Below are 16,676 nucleotides of genomic sequence, written 5' to 3' on the forward strand. Positions count from 1 at the left end.
CATCAGTCGAAATAAATATGGCAATATTTAATTTTCAGAAGCCCGATAAAGTTATCATGATCGATTCCACCGATTTTGAAGGTAAATTTGAATTTAGACCTTTAGAACCGGGTTATGGATTGACTGTTGGTAACGCATTAAGACGTGTTTTGCTTTCTTCTTTGGAAGGATACGCAATTACTTCAGTTCGAATCGAAGGTGTAGAGCATGAGTTCTCCACTATCGCGGGAGTAGTTGAAGATGTTACTGAAATTATCCTTAACCTTAAACAAGTACGTTTCAAACGTCAGATTGAGGATATCGATAACGAATCTGTATCCATCTCCTTCTCAGGTAAAGACCAGTTAACTGCAGGTGATTTCCAAAAATACATCTCCGGCTTCCAGGTATTAAATCCTGATTTGGTAATCTGTAACCTTGACGGTAAGATTACCATCAACATGGAATTGACTATCGAGAAAGGTCGTGGTTATGTTCCTGCTGAAGAAAACAAAAAACAAAACGCACCAATAGGTACTATTTTTACAGACTCTATCTACACACCGGTAAAGAATGTAAAATATGCAATTGAAAACTTCCGTGTGGAGCAAAAAACCGACTACGAAAAGTTGGTTTTCGAAATCATCACAGACGGTTCAATTCACCCTAAAGATGCCTTAACAGAAGCAGCTAAAACATTGATCCATCACTTTATGTTGTTCTCTGACGAAAGAATCACACTTGAGGCTGATGAAATTGCTCAAACCGAATCCTACGATGAGGAATCATTGCACATGAGACAATTGCTTAAAACTAAGCTTGTTGATATGGATTTATCGGTAAGAGCCTTAAATTGTTTGAAAGCGGCTGAAGTTGAAACACTTGGCGATTTAGTATCATTCAACAAAAATGATTTAATGAAGTTCCGTAACTTCGGTAAAAAATCATTAACAGAGTTAGACGAATTAGTCGCTGTTAAAGGTTTGAACTTCGGAATGGATTTAGCTAAATACAAATTAGATAAAGAATAAATTACTTCATATTTTGCGCTCCTTAACGGATTGAAGCAAGATGAGGGTTAAAACAAAGCGTCATGAGACACGGAAAAAAAGTAAATCATTTAAGCAGACAGACTGGTCACAGAAAGTCAATGCTAGCGAATATGGCTTGTTCATTAATTGAGCACAAGCGTATTAATACAACTGTTGCCAAAGCAAAAGCTTTAAAACAGTTTGTTGAGCCATTAATTACAAAATCAAAAGAAGATACAACTCACAACCGTCGTATCGTTTTCTCTTACTTGAGAAACAAATACGGTGTTACCGAGTTATTCAGAGAAGTTGCTGCGAAAGTGGGAGACCGTCCAGGCGGATACACTCGTATCATCAAGTTAGGAAACCGTTTAGGGGATAACGCGGATATGGCAATGATCGAATTGGTAGATTTCAATGAATTGTACAACGGAGGTAAGAAAGAAGTGAAAAAAGCTACAACCCGTCGTGGTAAAGCTAAAAAAGCGGAAGCAACTCCGGAAGCTCCTGCAGCAGACGCTACAGAAACTACTGAAGCTACAGAATAATCATGAAACAATTGATTTTTCAATAAAAATTAAGGATAAACTTTTTAGAGTTTGTCCTTTTTTTTTGTCTCGTCTTTTCGAGGTACGAAGCAATCTTTGGAGCCAAACTGTAGGCGTTTTTTAAGCCATGTTCCCGCTGTCCGCTGTATTTTTCTGGCTGACTGTCCGCCATGGCGTGCCAGCCAGCCAGAAAAGATGCCGCTCCCATCGGGGCTAAAGAAAAACTTTTGGCTTCTTTTGAACGAAATTTTTTTAACGCCGGAATTTAAATTAAATTTGCACAACTTTTTACAACACAACTACAAAAATGAAATATTCAAATCGTAATCAGGCCATTCTTTTATTAAACGACGGAACGGTTTTCTACGGCAAATCCATCGGGATTGAAGGGAAAACATTTGGGGAAGTCTGCTTTAATACCGGAATGACAGGATATCAGGAAATTTTTACCGACCCGTCGTACTTCGGACAAATTATGGTGGCGACCAACGCGCACATCGGAAACTACGGTGTTCACGCCGATGAAACCGATTCCGAAAGCATCAAAATTGCCGGATTGGTTTGTAAAAACTTCAGTTTTAACTATTCCAGACCCGACGCAGAAGGCAGCTTGTTAGACTACTTCGAAAAAGTAAACTTAGTGGCGATTTCCGACGTGGATACCAGAGCTTTGGTAGCCTACATCCGTGACAACGGTGCACAAAACGCGGTTATCTGCACTGACGGAACGCCGCTGGAAGAATTAAAGAAATTATTGGCCGATGTGCCGAATATGAAAGGTTTGGAACTGGCATCAACGGTTTCCACAAAAGAGCCGTATTTCTTCGGTAATGAAAACGCAACCTATAAAGTAGCAGCATTGGATTTGGGAATCAAAACCAATATCCTAAGATGTCTTGCCGAAAGAGATTGTTACGTGAAAGTATTCCCATACAACACCACTTTCGAGGACCTGAAAGCCTTCAGCCCGGACGGTTATTTCCTGTCCAACGGTCCCGGCGATCCGGAACCTTTGAAAGAAGTACAGGAAGTGGCTAGACAAATCATTGCGGAAAACAAACCGGTTTTCGGAATCTGTTTGGGACACCAGATTATCGGATTGGCCAACGGTATTCCGACTTACAAAATGTTCAACGGTCACCGTGGTATCAATCACCCGGTAATGAACGTACTCACCAATCGCGGAGAAATTACGTCTCAAAACCATGGATTCGCCGTAGTGCGCGAAGAATTGGAAAAACACCCCGACTTCGAAATCACGCATTTGCATTTAAATGACGGAACGGTTGCCGGTATGCGTATGAAAAACAAATCGGTTTTCTCTGTACAATACCATCCGGAAGCTAGTCCGGGGCCACATGATGCCCGTTATTTATTCGACCAGTTTGTTGACAACATTAAAGAAAGTAAAAAATAATTCGCGGTAGCGATAGCAAATAAAAGACAGTATTATGAGCATGATTATCAAAGTTCACGCAAGACAAATATTAGACTCAAGAGGAAATCCAACGGTTGAAGTAGATGTAGTTACGGAAAACGGCATTTTAGGAAGAGCGGCAGTTCCGTCAGGAGCCTCAACGGGAGAGCATGAAGCGGTGGAATTACGCGACGGCGGAAAAGCCTTCATGGGTAAAGGGGTTTTAAAAGCGGTGCAAAACGTAAATACGACCATTGCTGCCGAATTGGTAGGAATGTCCGTTTTCGAACAAAATGCCATCGATAAAATGATGATCGAGTTGGACGGTACGCCAAACAAATCCAATTTAGGAGCCAATGCCATTCTTGGTGTTTCCTTAGCAGTGGCAAAAGCGGCGGCGAACGAATTGGGTATGCCTTTGTATCGTTATGTGGGTGGTGTTTCTGCTAACACGCTTCCAGTACCGATGATGAATATTATCAACGGTGGTTCGCATTCCGATGCGCCTATCGCGTTCCAGGAATTCATGATCATGCCGGTAAAAGCACAAAATTTCACACACGCCATGCAAATGGGTACGGAAATTTTCCACAACCTGAAAAAAGTATTGCATGACAGAAACCTTTCTACAGCTGTAGGTGATGAAGGTGGTTTCGCACCCAACTTGGCCGGAGGAACTGAAGATGCTTTGGATTCCATCAAATTGGCGGTTGAAAATGCGGGTTATACTTTCGGTGGCGATGTAATGATTGCTTTAGATTGTGCCGCTTCTGAATTCTACGTAAACGGAAAATACGATTACACGAAATTTGAAGGCGAAACCGGAAAAATCAGAACCTCGGAAGAACAAGCGGATTATTTGGCGGAATTGGCGGCAAAATACCCAATCATTTCCATCGAAGACGGAATGTACGAAGACGACTGGGCGGGCTGGAAATACCTAACCGAGAAAATCGGTGATAAAGTACAATTGGTGGGCGACGATTTGTTTGTAACCAATGTGCAACGTCTTTCTCAGGGAATCGAACAAAATATCGCCAATTCCATCCTAATCAAAGTAAATCAAATCGGAACCTTAACCGAAACGATTGCGGCGGTTAACATGGCACACAATGCAGGATACACTTCGGTAATGTCGCACCGTTCGGGAGAAACAGAAGATAATACCATTGCGGATTTGGCGGTAGCATTGAATTGCGGACAAATCAAAACCGGTTCCGCATCGCGTTCGGATCGTATGGCAAAATACAATCAGTTGTTAAGAATTGAAGAAGAATTGGCGGAAGTAGCTTATTTTCCGAAAGAAAGAGCTTTTAAAGTGAGCCGATAGTTTTGGGATAAAAAACAGGAAAGCCTGACAGGGAAACTTGTCGGGCTTTTTATTTTACTGAACAATCTTCAATTATTTGTTTTAGGTCTTATGAAATCAATCAGAATTAAGTTGAAATTTATCTAATAATTAACGATTTCATTGTGAGATTTTCTTTTTAATTCGAATGTAATTTCTTAAATTCGCCTAGAACAAAAATAATTACATTTAATTCCTAATACAAACATGTCGAAAACTGCAATATTAGAAATTGATGGCAACAAATATGAATTTCCGGTTATCGTGGGAAGTGAGAATGAGGTTGCTATCGATATTGAGAAATTACGTGCTGCAACCGGCGCGATTACGCTTGATCCGGGTTATAAAAACTCCGGTTCTTGCCAAAGTGAGATTACTTTCCTTGACGGAGAAGAAGGAATCCTTCGTTACAGAGGGTATGCGATTGAAGATTTAGCAGATAAAGCGAATTTTCTGGAAGTATCTTATTTAGTGATTTTCGGAGAGTTACCTACAGCGAAACAATTAGCGCAGTTTGAAACCGATATCCACAAATATACTTTGGTTAATGAGGAAATGAAAAACATCATCGATGGTTTTCCTAAAACCGCACATCCAATGGGGGTTTTGGCTTCATTAACAAGTGCATTAACCGCATTCAACCCTAAAGTGGTTAATGTTGAAAACGAAAAAGAAATGTACGAAGCGGTTTGTAAAACAATGGGTAAATTCCTTGTTTTGGCAACCTGGACGTACAGAAAAAGTTCTGGTTTCCCTTTGAATTATTACGATAATACAAAAGGTTATGTGGAGAACTTTATGCGTTTAATGTTTGAATTGCCAACAGGACCTTACAAAATCAATCCGGTAGTGGTGAATGCTTTGGATAAATTATTCATCCTTCATGCCGATCACGAACAAAACTGTTCTACGTCAACGGTAAGAATGGTTGGTTCTTCACATGCCGGTTTATTCGCTTCCATTTCAGCAGGTGTTTCTGCACTTTGGGGACCACTTCACGGTGGTGCTAACCAAGCCGTTTTGGAAATGTTGGAAGAAATTCAGAAAGACGGCGGCGACGCGGATAAATTCTTGGCGAAAGCAAAAGATAAAAACGATCCTTTCCGTTTGATGGGCTTCGGACACCGTGTGTATAAAAATTTCGATCCGAGAGCAAAAATCATCAAAAAAGCAGCGGATGAAGTATTGGCGGAATTGGGTGTTAACGATCCCATTCTTAACATTGCTAAGAAATTGGAAGAGTCGGCTTTACAAGACGAGTATTTCAAATCAAGAAACTTATATCCAAACGTAGATTTCTATTCCGGTATCATTTACCGTGCTTTAGGAATTCCTACCGATATGTTTACCGTATTGTTCGCAATCGGTCGTCTTCCGGGATGGATCGCACAATGGAAAGAAATGCGCGTGAACAAAGAACCAATCGGTCGTCCGCGTCAGGTGTACACGGGATATCCGTTACGTCCTTTCAAAGAAATGGATGCAAGATAATTGTAGTTATATAATAAATAAAAAAGTCCCGAGAAATCGGGACTTTTTTTATAAATCAAAACCAAACTATTCCGCCGGTTTTTCTTCTTCCGCAGCATCAGCAACATCATCGGCCGCATTTTCAATTGTATTTTCTGCTTTTTCAACAGTATCTGTTACGGTTTCTTTTGTCTCGCTGACTTTGTTTTCCGCAACGTCTTCCATCTCCGAAGCTTTGCCTGTTAAATGGTCGATTTTGTCTTCCACTTTGTCAACTACGTGTGCTAGGGTTTCTTTGGCATCTTGCGCTTTGTCTTCCGCCCAATCTGCAGCTTGTGACGCTTTCTCTTTGGCGGTTTCGATGAAATCGTTTACCTTGTCCGGAACACCCATCTCTTCCAGTTTGTGTGCGGCGTTCTCTGCTACATCGGATACCTTTTCGACTACGTCTTTCGAAAACGTTTCTGCTTTGTTAGCGGCAGTTTCTGCCATATTGGAAACATTTTCCCCTAAACCTTCGGCGCTTTGTTTCGCTTTTCCGAAAAGTGAACTAAAAAAACTTGATAATCCCATAATTTTTTGATTTTTATCAAATTTAATAAAAATTTACTTAAGAATTAACTTATAGCAAGCCAAATTGGTATTAAATAATAGTTTTAAAATTCTGAATTGCTGTGAGTTATTTTTAAGGAGACGTTATTTTTAACGAAGTTTTTCGTTTATCGGAGCCCTTTTTCTATATTTGTCAAAAGCCAAAAGCTATGTTACAGTTAAATGTAAAAAACGAAACTTCAAGATTAAGAGCAGTTGTTTTGGGGACTGCAGTCAGTAACGGCCCAACGCCCACAATCGATGAGGCCTACGATCCGAAATCATTAGAACATATCAAAGCCGGAACTTATCCTGTAGAAGCCGACATGGTAAAGGAAATGGAAGCCTTCAACCAGGTGTTTCAGAAATACGATGTAAAGGTATTTCGTCCGCAAACCATCGAAAACTACAACCAGATTTTTTCCCGTGACATCGGATTCGTAATTGATGATGTTTTTATCAAAGCCAATATTTTGCCCGACAGAGAACGCGAACTCGATGCGATTCAATACGTAATCGATCAGATCGATCCCAAAAAAGTAGTGCGTCCTCCGGAAGAAGTGCATGTGGAAGGTGGCGATGTGATGGTGTGGAACGATTATGTTTTCATCGGAACCTATAAAGGAAGCGATTACAAGGATTACATCACGGCCCGCACGAACATGCAGGGGGTGAACTATATAAAAGAAATGTTTCCGTATAAAATCGTGAAGGAATTCGATTTGGTGAAATCCAAAATTGAACCACGGGATAATGCTTTGCATTTGGACTGTTGTTTTCAGCCGGTGGGTACCGATAAAGGCATCATTTACAAAAGCGGTTTCCGTGAAGAAGCCGATTATATGTTCCTGGTGAACCTTTTCGGAATGGAAAATCTGTTCCATATCGAAAGAGAAGAAATGTATCATATGAATTCCAACGTATTTTCGATTGCCCCGGATGTGGTGGTTTCCGAAAGAAATTTCACGAGATTAAATAACTGGTTACGAAGCAAGGGAATCACCGTGGAAGAAATCCCGTATGCCGAGATTGCCAAACAGGAAGGACTGTTACGTTGTTCCACTTTACCCTTAATAAGAGACTAATTATGAAACAGACAACCGATACCATATTGATGATTCGTCCGGTAGCTTTCCGAATGAACGAACAAACCGCCGTAAACAATTACTACCAGAAAGTTTTGGACAATTTATTGCCGGCAACCGTAAACGCTAAAGCACAGGAAGAGTTTGATACTTTCGTAACGAAACTCCGCAATGTAGGTGTGAACGTAATCGTGGTGGATGACACTGTTAGCCCGGATACACCCGACAGTATATTTCCAAACAATTGGATTTCTTTCCATGAAAACGGCGATGTGGCTTTGTATCCGATGTTTGCCGAAAACCGTCGTTTGGAACGAAGAGAAGATATTTTGGATATTCTGGAAGAGAACGGTTTCCACATAGAACAGATTGTGGATTACAGTTCTGCCGAAGAGGACGATCTTTTTCTGGAAGGAACCGGAAGCTTGCTTTTGGACCGCGAAAACGGAAAAGCCTATTGCGCACTTTCACCAAGAGCGAATGAAGAGTTGATGATCGAATTTTGTGAAGATTTCGAAATGAATCCGGTGATTTTTGAAGCGTATCAAACGGTAAACGGCGAGAGAAAACACATTTACCATACGAACGTAATGATGTGCTTGGGAGAAACTTTTGCGGTAATCTGCGCGGATTGTATCGATGACAAGAAGGAACGTAAAATGGTTCTAGATTGCCTGAAATCGGACGGAAAAGAAATCATTTTGATTACCGAAGATCAGGTAAACAATTTTGCAGGTAACATGCTGCAGGTGCGTGGTGCAAATGACAAACGTTATTTAGTGATGAGTACATCAGCACACCAAAGTTTAACTCCGGTGCAAATTGCCGCTCTTGAAAAACATTGCGAAATTTTAAGTTCCAGCTTGGATACTATCGAAGCTTGCGGTGGCGGAAGTGCGCGTTGCATGATGGCGGAAGTGTTTTTACCAAAAGAAGATTAATTTCAGATTGCATAAATTTAAAAGACCTCCGTTTGAGGTCTTTTTTTTTATGGGTTGTTTTCGGCTATGTTTTTAAGCATTCCTTCAAAAATAAAGTAATGGAACGGTAGCATGGCATACCAGTAAAGCCGTCCCCACAATCCTCTCGGTCTGAATGTGGCGGTTTGGTGTAAAATATTGTTTTCGTCAATTTTAAATTCGAGCCAAGCTTCTCCGGGTAAACGCATTTCAGCGAAAAGGAGTAACCGCTTTTTTTCTTTATCGGCCAAAAGGACTCTCCAAAAATCTAAAGCATCGCCATTGTCCAAATGTGTTGGATTGGTTCGGCCTCTTCGTAAACCTACTCCTCCGAAAAATTTATCGAGAAAACCTCTTATTTTCCACATCCAATTGCCGTAATACCAACCTTTGTCGCCGCCAATACTCCAAATGTTATTGAGTGCCTTTTCCGGATTCCGGATTTTAATTTTCTGATAATCGCTCAGACATCCGAAAGTGGGCACCTGAATGAATTCTGATAAATTGTGTTTGAATCGTCCGCTGACCAAACTGTCTTTCCAACTGGAAATAACCAGATTCTGTTCGATTCTCTTGAAGGCCAGTTTTATGGCTTCGGTATAGGAAATGGGAGTGATGTTCAGCATTTTCTGTAAACGCCTGTCTTTACTTACCACTTCAATTTTCATACTGTCTACCAAATTCACAGCCAGTTTATAGGAGGTGGATGTCACGAAATAAAGCCAATAAGAAGAAAGTTTCGGGGTCATGACCGGCACTGTGAAAATCCAGTTCCTGAATCCGCGGGTTTTGGCATACAATTGCAACATTTGTTTGTAGGTCAGCACATCGGGACCGCCAATGTCAAACGATTGGTTGTAACAGTCTTCGCGAAGTTGAACGCCGATAAGATATTTGATCACATCCCGAATGGCGATGGGTTGTGTTTTGGTCAGCACCCATTTCGGGGTAATCATCACCGGCAATTTTTCGCATAGATCCCGAATGATTTCAAAAGAAGAACTTCCGGAGCCCACCACGATTCCGGCTCTTAAAACTGTAAGATTGAATCTTCCGCCGTATAGTATTTTTTCCACATTTCTCCGCGAGCTTAGGTGTTTGGAGAGCACACCATTGTTTACAATGCCGCTTAGGTAAACCACTTGTCTTACCTTAATTTCATTCATGTAGATGTTGAAGTTTTCGGCGGCAACAGCTTCTAATTTGTCAAAATGCTCTGTCGATGATGTCATGGAATGGATTAGGTAATACGCCACATCGATTTGTTCGGGAAGGCATCTAAAGTCAGGTTCCGATAAAAAGTCGACTTCCCAAACGGTTATTTTTGAGAGCGTTTCCGTATCCAGTCCCAATCGCATTTTGTCTCTGACCGCGCAGGTAACTTCATGGCCTTGTGCCAATAATTCGGGCAGCAGTCTGCGTCCGACATAGCCATTGGCACCGGTAAGTAAGATTTTCATGGCTCCTTTTTCTTTTAAAGTTACAAAAAAGGAAAGTGCAACAGTTGTTAAATCGTTTTGAAGATGTTTGTGACTGAGACGCTAATGTATTGAACGCCAATTGCAATTACGATGAATCCGATGATTCTCGAAATCGCAACGATACCCGAAGCCCCTAAAATTCGGGATAAATAATGCGCACTTCTTAAAATGATAAAAATGGAAAGCGCTACGGCTAAAATAGCACCGCAAACAATCGCTTTGTCTGATGCTTTTGGGAAATCCTGATAAAAAGCGATTAACAGTGAAATGGAACCTGGACCGGCGAGCATCGGAATGGCTAACGGTGTTAAGGCGATGTCGGTTCTTTTTTGGGCATCACTGGCTACTTTTTTGTTTACACCTCGCGTTTTTCCAAACTTACCGCTTAAAAGAGCAAAACCGGAGCTCACAATTACCATACCGCCCGCAATACGCAAAGCATCGATACTGATGCCGAAGAATTTCAATACATATTCGCCGATAAAAAAAGAGATTACAAGAATGATAAATACGTTGATTGCTGTCCAGAGTGAAGTTCTGGAACGCTCGGCATCGCTGTCGTGCTGTGTTAATCCAACAAAAACGGGAACGGCTCCTAAAGGGTTTAATACTGAAAATACGGCGGCGAAAATGTAAACAAATAATTCCATTGGTTTTGTTGCAAAATTAATGTGACTGTGGGCTCGGAAGCGTAAAATAAAAATTAAGGAAAGGTTATTTAACCTTTGCGGAAAACTAAAGTACGAAATTGATTTAGAATAAAAATGCGTAATTTTGAAAGAAATTAAAAATAAGATGAGATCGAAAAAAACCTTGGTGCTTGGAGCGACTGTAAAACCGGAACGTTATGCGTTTATGGCGATGACTAATTTAACTGAAAAAGGACATGCTGTGGTGGCTATCGGTCAAAATGAAGGTGAAGTGGCGGGTGTGAAAATACAAACCAAACAAATCCCTTTAAAAAATATAGACACCGTTACTTTATATCTGAATCCGGTCCGACAAAGGGACTATTATAACTACATCATCGGATTGAAACCAAAGCGTGTAATCTTTAATCCCGGCACTGAAAATCCGGAATTTTATCAATTGCTGAAAGCGAATAACATTAAGGTTGACGTGGCTTGTACGTTGGTTTTACTCAGTACCAATCAGTATTAAAAATGAGTTTGGCCTGTGGCCGGTTTGCTGATTAACAACAAGCCAAGCAGCGTAATCAGTCCGTTGAGAATGATGATTTCAAACGAAAACACATAACCACCAAACCAGTCTTTCGAATTGGTATTGATGAAATACGTTATTAGTGGTGATACTAGGCAAATGATTGGCACAAATTTGTCAATAACCGTTTTTGATTTTATGAAAAGCCCAAATCCATACAATCCCAAAAGCGGACCGTAAGTATAACCGGCAACGGTGAAAATCATGGTTACCACCGATTTGTCGTTAAGTGAATTGAAAACCAATATCACCAAAAACATTAAAAAGGAAAACGTAAGGTGGACGAAATGTCTTGTTCGTACCGTCTTCATGTTGTTCGCGTTTTCGGCTTTGTCCATACCAAGAAAATCAACGCAAAAGGAAGTGGTTAAAGCGGTTAGAGCACTGTCTGTTGTGGCGAATGTAGCCGCTGTCAGCCCCAACAGGAAAATCACTGCCGGAATGATGCTTAAATGCTTGAATGCGATTTCGGGAAAAAGGTAATCCGTTCGGGCAATGCCGTCAACCATTGGTATGGCCACACCATTCTTCTCGGCATACATATACAATAAAGCCCCTACACTCAAAAAGAAAATGTTAATCAGTACGAAAATTGCCGTAAATGTGAACATGTTCTTTTGTGCTTCACCGATGTTTTTACAACTCAGGTTTTTTTGCATTAAATCCTGATCGAGCCCTACCATGGCAATGGTTACAAAGATTCCGCCCAGAATCTGTTTTATTACATAGTTGCCTTTGAGATAATCTTCGTAGAAAAATATTTTGGAATAATTACTGTTTTTAACGGCTTCAAAGGCTTCAATCGCACTGAAATCCAGACTTCTGCAGACAAAAATAATCGTCAGAAAAACAGAGGAAACCAAGAAAAACGTTTGCAGTGTGTCGGTTATAATGATGGTTTTCAGTCCGCCGCGATACGTGTAAGCGAAAATCAAACCAAGCGAAATCAGAACGGTTGCTGCAAAAGGCACATTGAAATCGTCAAAAACATAGCGTTGAAGCACGATTACCACCAAATACAAACGAAAGGCCGATCCGATGGTTCTGCTGATCAGGAAAATAATTGCCGAGGTTTTATAACTGATGGTTCCCAATCGTTGTTCGATATAACCATAAATTGAAGTGAGGTTCATTCGGTAATACAATGGCAGCAGTACTTTGGCGATGATAACGAACCCTATGGCGTTTCCTAAAATAAACTGGAAGTATTTAAATTGTAAATCAGGATTACCCACTTCCCCGGGAACGGAAATAAACGTCACACCCGAAAGTGCGGTGCCAATCATTCCAAAAGCCACCAGGTACCATTTCGAATTTTTATTGGCTTTGAAAAAAGTATCGTTGCCGTGATCTTTTTTACTTACGATGTTGGAAATCAGTATCAGAAGCCCAAAGTAAATGATAATAATGGTAAGTATGGTTGCCGATGTCATTGCTTAAATTTTAGTGTGCCAATTTACACAAATAATCTTCAAATTTTCAAATAGGTTCATTTTCAAATTAACTACTTTTGCATCATGGAATTTTCTTCAAAACTTTTAGAGCGGGCCGTTAACGAAATGGCACAATTACCGGGAATCGGTAAACGTACCGCATTGCGACTGGTGCTTCATCTGCTAAAACAACCAAAAGAGCAAACCGAGCTTTTGACATCGGCTTTATTGAAGATGCGGGAAGAGATAAAATTTTGCAAAGAATGTCATAATATTTCCGATGTGGATGTCTGTGAAATTTGTGCGAATCCCTCCAGAGATCAATCGGTAATTTGTGTGGTGGAGGATATCCGTGACGTAATGGCATTGGAAAATACCGGCATTTTTAAAGGGTTGTATCACGTTTTAGGCGGAAAGATTTCACCCATTGACGGGGTGGGGCCAAGTCAGCTAAACATCCATTCGTTGGTGGATAAAGTGAAATCAGGCTCTGTTAAAGAAGTTATTTTTGCCTTAAGTTCCACAATGGAAGGAGATACCACCAATTTTTACATTTACAAGCAAATTAAAGACTGCGAAGTGACAACCTCTGCAATTGCACGCGGAATAGCCATTGGCGACGAGTTGGAATACGCCGATGAAGTAACATTAGGACGCAGTTTGATGCACAGAATTCCGTTTGAGAGTTCCCTGAAGAACATGTAAAGGTTACTTTTTGGTTTAATATCATCTAATAAGTTTAAAATTATCAATTGAAAAACTATATTTGTTTTTTTAAAATAAGAATAATGAAGAGAGGTTTTTTTCTTTTACTGTTAATAATTGGATTTTCAGCTGTTTCCTGTATTCCCAACAAGGATTTGATATACCTTCAGAATGCAAAACAGGACAGTCTGTCGGTAGCGGTAAATCCGGTAGTTAATAAGCCTTACAGAGTTCAGGTTAATGATATCTTGAGTGTAAAAATAAAAGCGCTGGATCAAAAATTAGTAGAGATGTTCAATCCATCTGAAGCTCAAGGGATTCAGGCGCAGTCAGAACAAGGGCTTTATTTTAATGGTTTCAGTGTCGACGATCACGGGAACATAAGAGTGCCGGTTTTGGGAGAAATCAATGTCTTGGGTTATACGCTGGAGGAAGTCAGACAGGAAATTGAAAAACGGCTGTTGGAGGACTATTTTAAAAAAGAGGCCAATATTTTCGTTACCGTAAAACTGGCCGGATTGCGATATACCGTAAATGGTGAGATTGGAAGCCCGGGAACCAAGATATTGTTTCAGGACAAAGCCACCATCATGGAAGCGATTGCCAATTCGGGAGATATTACCATGACCGGAAACCGTAAAGAAGTGACCATCATCCGCCAATATCCGCACGGTACCGAAATGCACACCATTAATCTTACCGACGGGAAAGCCATGCAGTCCCCTTATTACTATATTCAGCCGAACGATTATATCTATATTAAGCCTTTAAAGCAAAAATCATGGGGAACGGGAACAACCGGAACACAGTCGGTGGCGACTATCATAACAGCGTTGTCATTGGTTACCACCACATTTTTATTGCTTAAAAATCTATAAACGAATTCTATGTTAGATATCAAAGATTTTTCCTTTTCAGAAAATCAGAACAGTTTCGACTTTAAGGGTTTTTTCGTAAAGATTCTAAGTTATTGGAAATGGTTTCTGGTTTCGTTAATCATAACCTTTACCATTGCTTACCAGGTCAATATCCGTAAAGAGAAAATTTACGGTATGGACGCATCCATTGTGGTTAAAGACGAAAACAATCCGTTTTTTACTTCGAACACCAGTTTGGTTTTTAACTGGGGAGGGACATCAGATAAGGTGCAAACCATAATTACCGCTCTTAAATCCAGATCACACAACGAACAGGTGGTTGAAAAACTGAATTATTACATCGACTATCTCAAGCAGGGGAAATACAATTTGACTGATGCTTATGGTGATGTTCCTTTTTATGTTCAGATTGATAAAACCCGGGAACAGCTGGCTGGCATTCCTGTACAGATTAAGTTCTTGAATGATACGGAGTACCAGATCAGTGTTAATTTTGAAGGAACATCAGTTGGTACGTATTTGTATGCTGCCAATACCACCGACACTGCAAATGTTCAAAGCGGGACTTTCACAAAGAAATACAAAGTAGGAGAAACGGTTGATTTACCATTTTTAAATTTCAAACTGTTTATCCTTCCCGATGCCGGAATGTATAAAGGGAATGAATACTATATCCGTTTTAATAGTTTTGACGGTACGGTAGCGCGATATAAAGGAATTAATGTGGATGCCGATGCCAAAGCCGGATCGATTATCCGTTTGGATTTACAGGGAACCAATAAAAAACGACTTGTTGATTATTTGAATGCAACGGTTCAGGTTCTTAAGAAAAAACAACTGGACAGTAAAAACCTGTTTGCCATTAACACCATTGCCTTTATTGACAGTACATTGCTGGCTATGGAAGGGCAGTTAAAGGATACGGAAAAGGAACTGAAAGATTTCCGAAAAGACAAGAATGTATTCGAATTAGAGGGCGGAGGGGAAAAGCTGACGGAACGCCTCACCAATTTTGATGTGGAAAGAGATGCGGTTCTAAGAAAAATAGCATATTATAATTCATTAAATGCTTATTTGAGAGGGAGTAATGATTATTCTAAACTTCCTGCGCCTGCAGTAGCCGGTATAGACGATCCAAACGTACTTGGAAACGTTTCCAAATTGATTTTGCTTTCCACTGAGCGTTCCCAAATGTCTTATTCCGTGAAAAGCGAAAAGATTTTTAAGGAATTTGATAAAGAAATGGACGCAATTAAGCGCGTTCTTTTGGAAAACATCAGTACGGCCAAAGCGGCTTTGCAATACGATTTGGCTCTGGTTAACCGCAACATCGGTGAGGTGGAGAGTACGGTTAAAAAATTGCCGGAGGAACAACAGGAATTGCTGAAAATTACCCGAAAATACGATTTAAGCGACAATATTTACAATACCTTCCTTCAAAAACGAAGTGAGGCCGATATTGTTAAAGCGGCCAACGTGTCGGATATTGAGTTTATCGATACGGCTAAGGATACCGGTGGCGGTTTGCTTGGACCAAAAACCAGTGTGAACTATATTTTGGCCTTGTTGCTTGGAATGCTGATTCCTTTGGTAATTGTATTTGTAATTACGATTCTGGATAATAGCATTCACAATACGGATGATATTGAAAAGTTAACTAAAATCCCTATTATTGGAGTAGTCGGGAAGAAAAACACCACCAATAACCTTTCTGTTTTTGAGAAACCGAAATCACCTTTGGCAGAATCTTTCAGGGCGATTCGTTCTTCCTTACAGTATTTGTATAAAAAACAGAAGGGTGACGGTACCAAAATATTGATGCTGACGTCGTCGGTCGGCGGAGAAGGAAAAACCTTCTGTTCGATTAATATGGCTACGGTATTTGCGTTGAGTGAAAAGAAAACCGTAATCGTGGGATTGGACTTGCGTAAACCGCGAATTTTTGGAGATTTCAGTATTGAAAATAATATCGGAGCGGTTAATTATCTGATCGGACAAAAATCATTGAAAGAGATTATTCAGAGTACGCATATTCCTCATCTAGACGTGATTACTTCCGGACCTATTCCTCCAAATCCTTCCGAATTGATTCTTGGGGATTCGATGCGTGAAATGATTGAGGAGTTAAGGGAATTATACGAATACATTATCTTAGATACACCTCCGGTAGGATTAGTGGCCGATGCTTTGGAGCTGGCTCAGTATTGTGATGCCACATTGTATGTAACCCGACAGAATTTTACCAAGAAAGGAATGTTGTCCATTGTTAATGAAAAACACAAACGGGGCGAATTGCATAATATCAGTATTGTACTAAACGATTTTGAAAGCAGGGCCAAATACGGCTATGGTTACGGCTATGGTTACGGCTATGGTTACGGTGCATACGGAAGCGGTTATCTTGAAGTGGAAAAACCAAAAACGTTCCTTGAAAAAGTCAAATCAAGGTGGTTTAAAAAATAGTATTGTTTTACCAAAACGGTAATTTCATGTTTTTTTTCAAGTAAAGCGATTTGTGAAATTAGCGTAT

The 16,676-nt window shown here is 40.3% G+C and carries 15 protein-coding genes; 11 read left to right on the plus strand and 4 right to left on the minus strand.

The features are described from left to right. Positions 1 to 17 precede the first annotated feature (17 nt). From BLQ05_RS06790 to BLQ05_RS06810, 5 genes are all read left to right on the plus strand, one after another. Positions 18 to 1,010 carry a DNA-directed RNA polymerase subunit alpha gene (locus tag BLQ05_RS06790; protein WP_035654844.1) on the plus strand — a complete coding sequence of 331 codons (993 nt, stop codon included), beginning with the start codon at positions 18 to 20 and terminating at the stop codon, positions 1,008 to 1,010. A 62-nt stretch (positions 1,011 to 1,072) separates the two neighbouring features. Continuing rightward, positions 1,073 to 1,558: a 50S ribosomal protein L17 gene (gene rplQ / locus BLQ05_RS06795; protein WP_023570321.1), complete on the plus strand. Its 486-nt coding sequence runs from the start codon at positions 1,073 to 1,075 to the stop codon at positions 1,556 to 1,558. A 307-nt stretch (positions 1,559 to 1,865) separates the two neighbouring features. Further along, positions 1,866 to 2,975, plus strand: coding sequence for a glutamine-hydrolyzing carbamoyl-phosphate synthase small subunit (carA, locus tag BLQ05_RS06800; protein ID WP_023577289.1), 1,110 nt, complete (start codon positions 1,866 to 1,868; stop codon positions 2,973 to 2,975). 34 nt (positions 2,976 to 3,009) lie between these two features. Next, positions 3,010 to 4,305 (plus strand): phosphopyruvate hydratase, encoded by a 1,296-nt coding sequence (gene eno / locus BLQ05_RS06805; RefSeq protein ID WP_023577288.1) that lies wholly within the window; start codon positions 3,010 to 3,012, stop codon positions 4,303 to 4,305. 225 nt (positions 4,306 to 4,530) lie between these two features. Next, a complete protein-coding gene (locus BLQ05_RS06810; RefSeq protein ID WP_023577287.1) occupies positions 4,531 to 5,814 on the plus strand; it encodes a citrate synthase in 1,284 nt (427 codons plus the stop codon). 66 nt (positions 5,815 to 5,880) lie between these two features. Here the strand turns inward: BLQ05_RS06810 and BLQ05_RS06815 are convergent, their stop codons facing one another. Then, a complete protein-coding gene (locus tag BLQ05_RS06815; RefSeq protein WP_023577286.1) occupies positions 5,881 to 6,366 on the minus strand; it encodes a hypothetical protein in 486 nt (161 codons plus the stop codon). A 188-nt stretch (positions 6,367 to 6,554) separates the two neighbouring features. Between BLQ05_RS06815 and BLQ05_RS06820 the strand changes: the two genes are divergently transcribed. Together BLQ05_RS06820 and ctlX are read left to right on the plus strand one after the other, a co-directional pair. Next, on the plus strand, positions 6,555 to 7,469 hold the full coding sequence (locus tag BLQ05_RS06820; protein WP_023577285.1) for a dimethylarginine dimethylaminohydrolase family protein: 915 nt from the start codon (positions 6,555 to 6,557) through the stop codon (positions 7,467 to 7,469). Positions 7,470 to 7,471: 2 nt separating this feature from the next. After that, complete coding sequence (gene ctlX, locus BLQ05_RS06825; RefSeq protein WP_023577284.1) at positions 7,472 to 8,410, plus strand: citrulline utilization hydrolase CtlX; 939 nt, start codon at positions 7,472 to 7,474, stop codon at positions 8,408 to 8,410. Positions 8,411 to 8,457: 47 nt separating this feature from the next. Here the strand turns inward: ctlX and BLQ05_RS06830 are convergent, their stop codons facing one another. Both BLQ05_RS06830 and BLQ05_RS06835 read right to left on the minus strand, forming a co-directional pair. Then, a complete protein-coding gene (locus tag BLQ05_RS06830) occupies positions 8,458 to 9,888 on the minus strand; it encodes an SDR family oxidoreductase (RefSeq protein ID WP_023577283.1) in 1,431 nt (476 codons plus the stop codon). Positions 9,889 to 9,935: 47 nt separating this feature from the next. After that, positions 9,936 to 10,559: a MarC family protein gene (locus BLQ05_RS06835; RefSeq protein WP_023577282.1), complete on the minus strand. Its 624-nt coding sequence runs from the start codon at positions 10,557 to 10,559 to the stop codon at positions 9,936 to 9,938. 145 nt (positions 10,560 to 10,704) lie between these two features. Here BLQ05_RS06835 and BLQ05_RS06840 point away from each other — a divergent pair, with 145 nt between their 5' ends. After that, positions 10,705 to 11,070, plus strand: a complete 366-nt coding sequence (locus tag BLQ05_RS06840; protein WP_023577281.1) for a CoA-binding protein — start codon at positions 10,705 to 10,707, stop codon at positions 11,068 to 11,070. Here BLQ05_RS06840 and BLQ05_RS06845 read toward each other — a convergent pair. Then, entirely contained in the window at positions 11,067 to 12,563 is a 1,497-nt protein-coding gene (locus BLQ05_RS06845) for a sodium:solute symporter (RefSeq protein WP_023577280.1), read from the minus strand. The genes BLQ05_RS06840 and BLQ05_RS06845 overlap by 4 nt on opposite strands. Positions 12,564 to 12,647: 84 nt before the next feature. Here BLQ05_RS06845 and recR point away from each other — a divergent pair, with 84 nt between their 5' ends. The 3 genes from recR to BLQ05_RS06860 all read left to right on the plus strand — a co-directional run bounded on the left by recR (position 12,648) and on the right by BLQ05_RS06860 (position 16,609). Continuing rightward, on the plus strand, positions 12,648 to 13,268 hold the full coding sequence (gene recR / locus BLQ05_RS06850; RefSeq protein ID WP_023577279.1) for a recombination mediator RecR: 621 nt from the start codon (positions 12,648 to 12,650) through the stop codon (positions 13,266 to 13,268). Positions 13,269 to 13,351: 83 nt separating this feature from the next. Then, the gene (locus tag BLQ05_RS06855; RefSeq protein ID WP_023577278.1) at positions 13,352 to 14,146 is read left to right on the plus strand and encodes a polysaccharide biosynthesis/export family protein; all 795 of its coding nucleotides are present in this window, start codon (positions 13,352 to 13,354) and stop codon (positions 14,144 to 14,146) included. Positions 14,147 to 14,155: 9 nt separating this feature from the next. Next, the gene (locus tag BLQ05_RS06860) at positions 14,156 to 16,609 is read left to right on the plus strand and encodes an exopolysaccharide transport family protein (RefSeq protein ID WP_023577277.1); all 2,454 of its coding nucleotides are present in this window, start codon (positions 14,156 to 14,158) and stop codon (positions 16,607 to 16,609) included. The last annotated feature ends 67 nt before the right edge of the window (positions 16,610 to 16,676 follow it).

Origin of the sequence: Flavobacterium saliperosum (assembly GCF_900100625.1) — a bacterium.
Taxonomy (GTDB): Bacteria; Bacteroidota; Bacteroidia; order Flavobacteriales; family Flavobacteriaceae; genus Flavobacterium; species Flavobacterium saliperosum.

Excerpts from the sequence above, each read along its gene's own strand:
- BLQ05_RS06790 (WP_035654844.1), top strand. The coding sequence starts at position 18 with ATGGCAATATTTAATTTTCAGAAGCCCGATAAAGTTATCATGATCGAT.
- rplQ (WP_023570321.1), top strand. The coding sequence starts at position 1,073 with ATGAGACACGGAAAAAAAGTAAATCATTTAAGCAGACAGACTGGTCAC.
- carA (WP_023577289.1), top strand. The coding sequence starts at position 1,866 with ATGAAATATTCAAATCGTAATCAGGCCATTCTTTTATTAAACGACGGA.
- eno (WP_023577288.1), top strand. The coding sequence starts at position 3,010 with ATGAGCATGATTATCAAAGTTCACGCAAGACAAATATTAGACTCAAGA.
- BLQ05_RS06810 (WP_023577287.1), top strand. The coding sequence starts at position 4,531 with ATGTCGAAAACTGCAATATTAGAAATTGATGGCAACAAATATGAATTT.
- BLQ05_RS06815 (WP_023577286.1), bottom strand. The coding sequence starts at position 6,366 with ATGGGATTATCAAGTTTTTTTAGTTCACTTTTCGGAAAAGCGAAACAA.
- BLQ05_RS06820 (WP_023577285.1), top strand. The coding sequence starts at position 6,555 with ATGTTACAGTTAAATGTAAAAAACGAAACTTCAAGATTAAGAGCAGTT.
- ctlX (WP_023577284.1), top strand. The coding sequence starts at position 7,472 with ATGAAACAGACAACCGATACCATATTGATGATTCGTCCGGTAGCTTTC.
- BLQ05_RS06830 (WP_023577283.1), bottom strand. The coding sequence starts at position 9,888 with ATGAAAATCTTACTTACCGGTGCCAATGGCTATGTCGGACGCAGACTG.
- BLQ05_RS06835 (WP_023577282.1), bottom strand. The coding sequence starts at position 10,559 with ATGGAATTATTTGTTTACATTTTCGCCGCCGTATTTTCAGTATTAAAC.
- BLQ05_RS06840 (WP_023577281.1), top strand. The coding sequence starts at position 10,705 with ATGAGATCGAAAAAAACCTTGGTGCTTGGAGCGACTGTAAAACCGGAA.
- BLQ05_RS06845 (WP_023577280.1), bottom strand. The coding sequence starts at position 12,563 with ATGACATCGGCAACCATACTTACCATTATTATCATTTACTTTGGGCTT.
- recR (WP_023577279.1), top strand. The coding sequence starts at position 12,648 with ATGGAATTTTCTTCAAAACTTTTAGAGCGGGCCGTTAACGAAATGGCA.
- BLQ05_RS06855 (WP_023577278.1), top strand. The coding sequence starts at position 13,352 with ATGAAGAGAGGTTTTTTTCTTTTACTGTTAATAATTGGATTTTCAGCT.
- BLQ05_RS06860 (WP_023577277.1), top strand. The coding sequence starts at position 14,156 with ATGTTAGATATCAAAGATTTTTCCTTTTCAGAAAATCAGAACAGTTTC.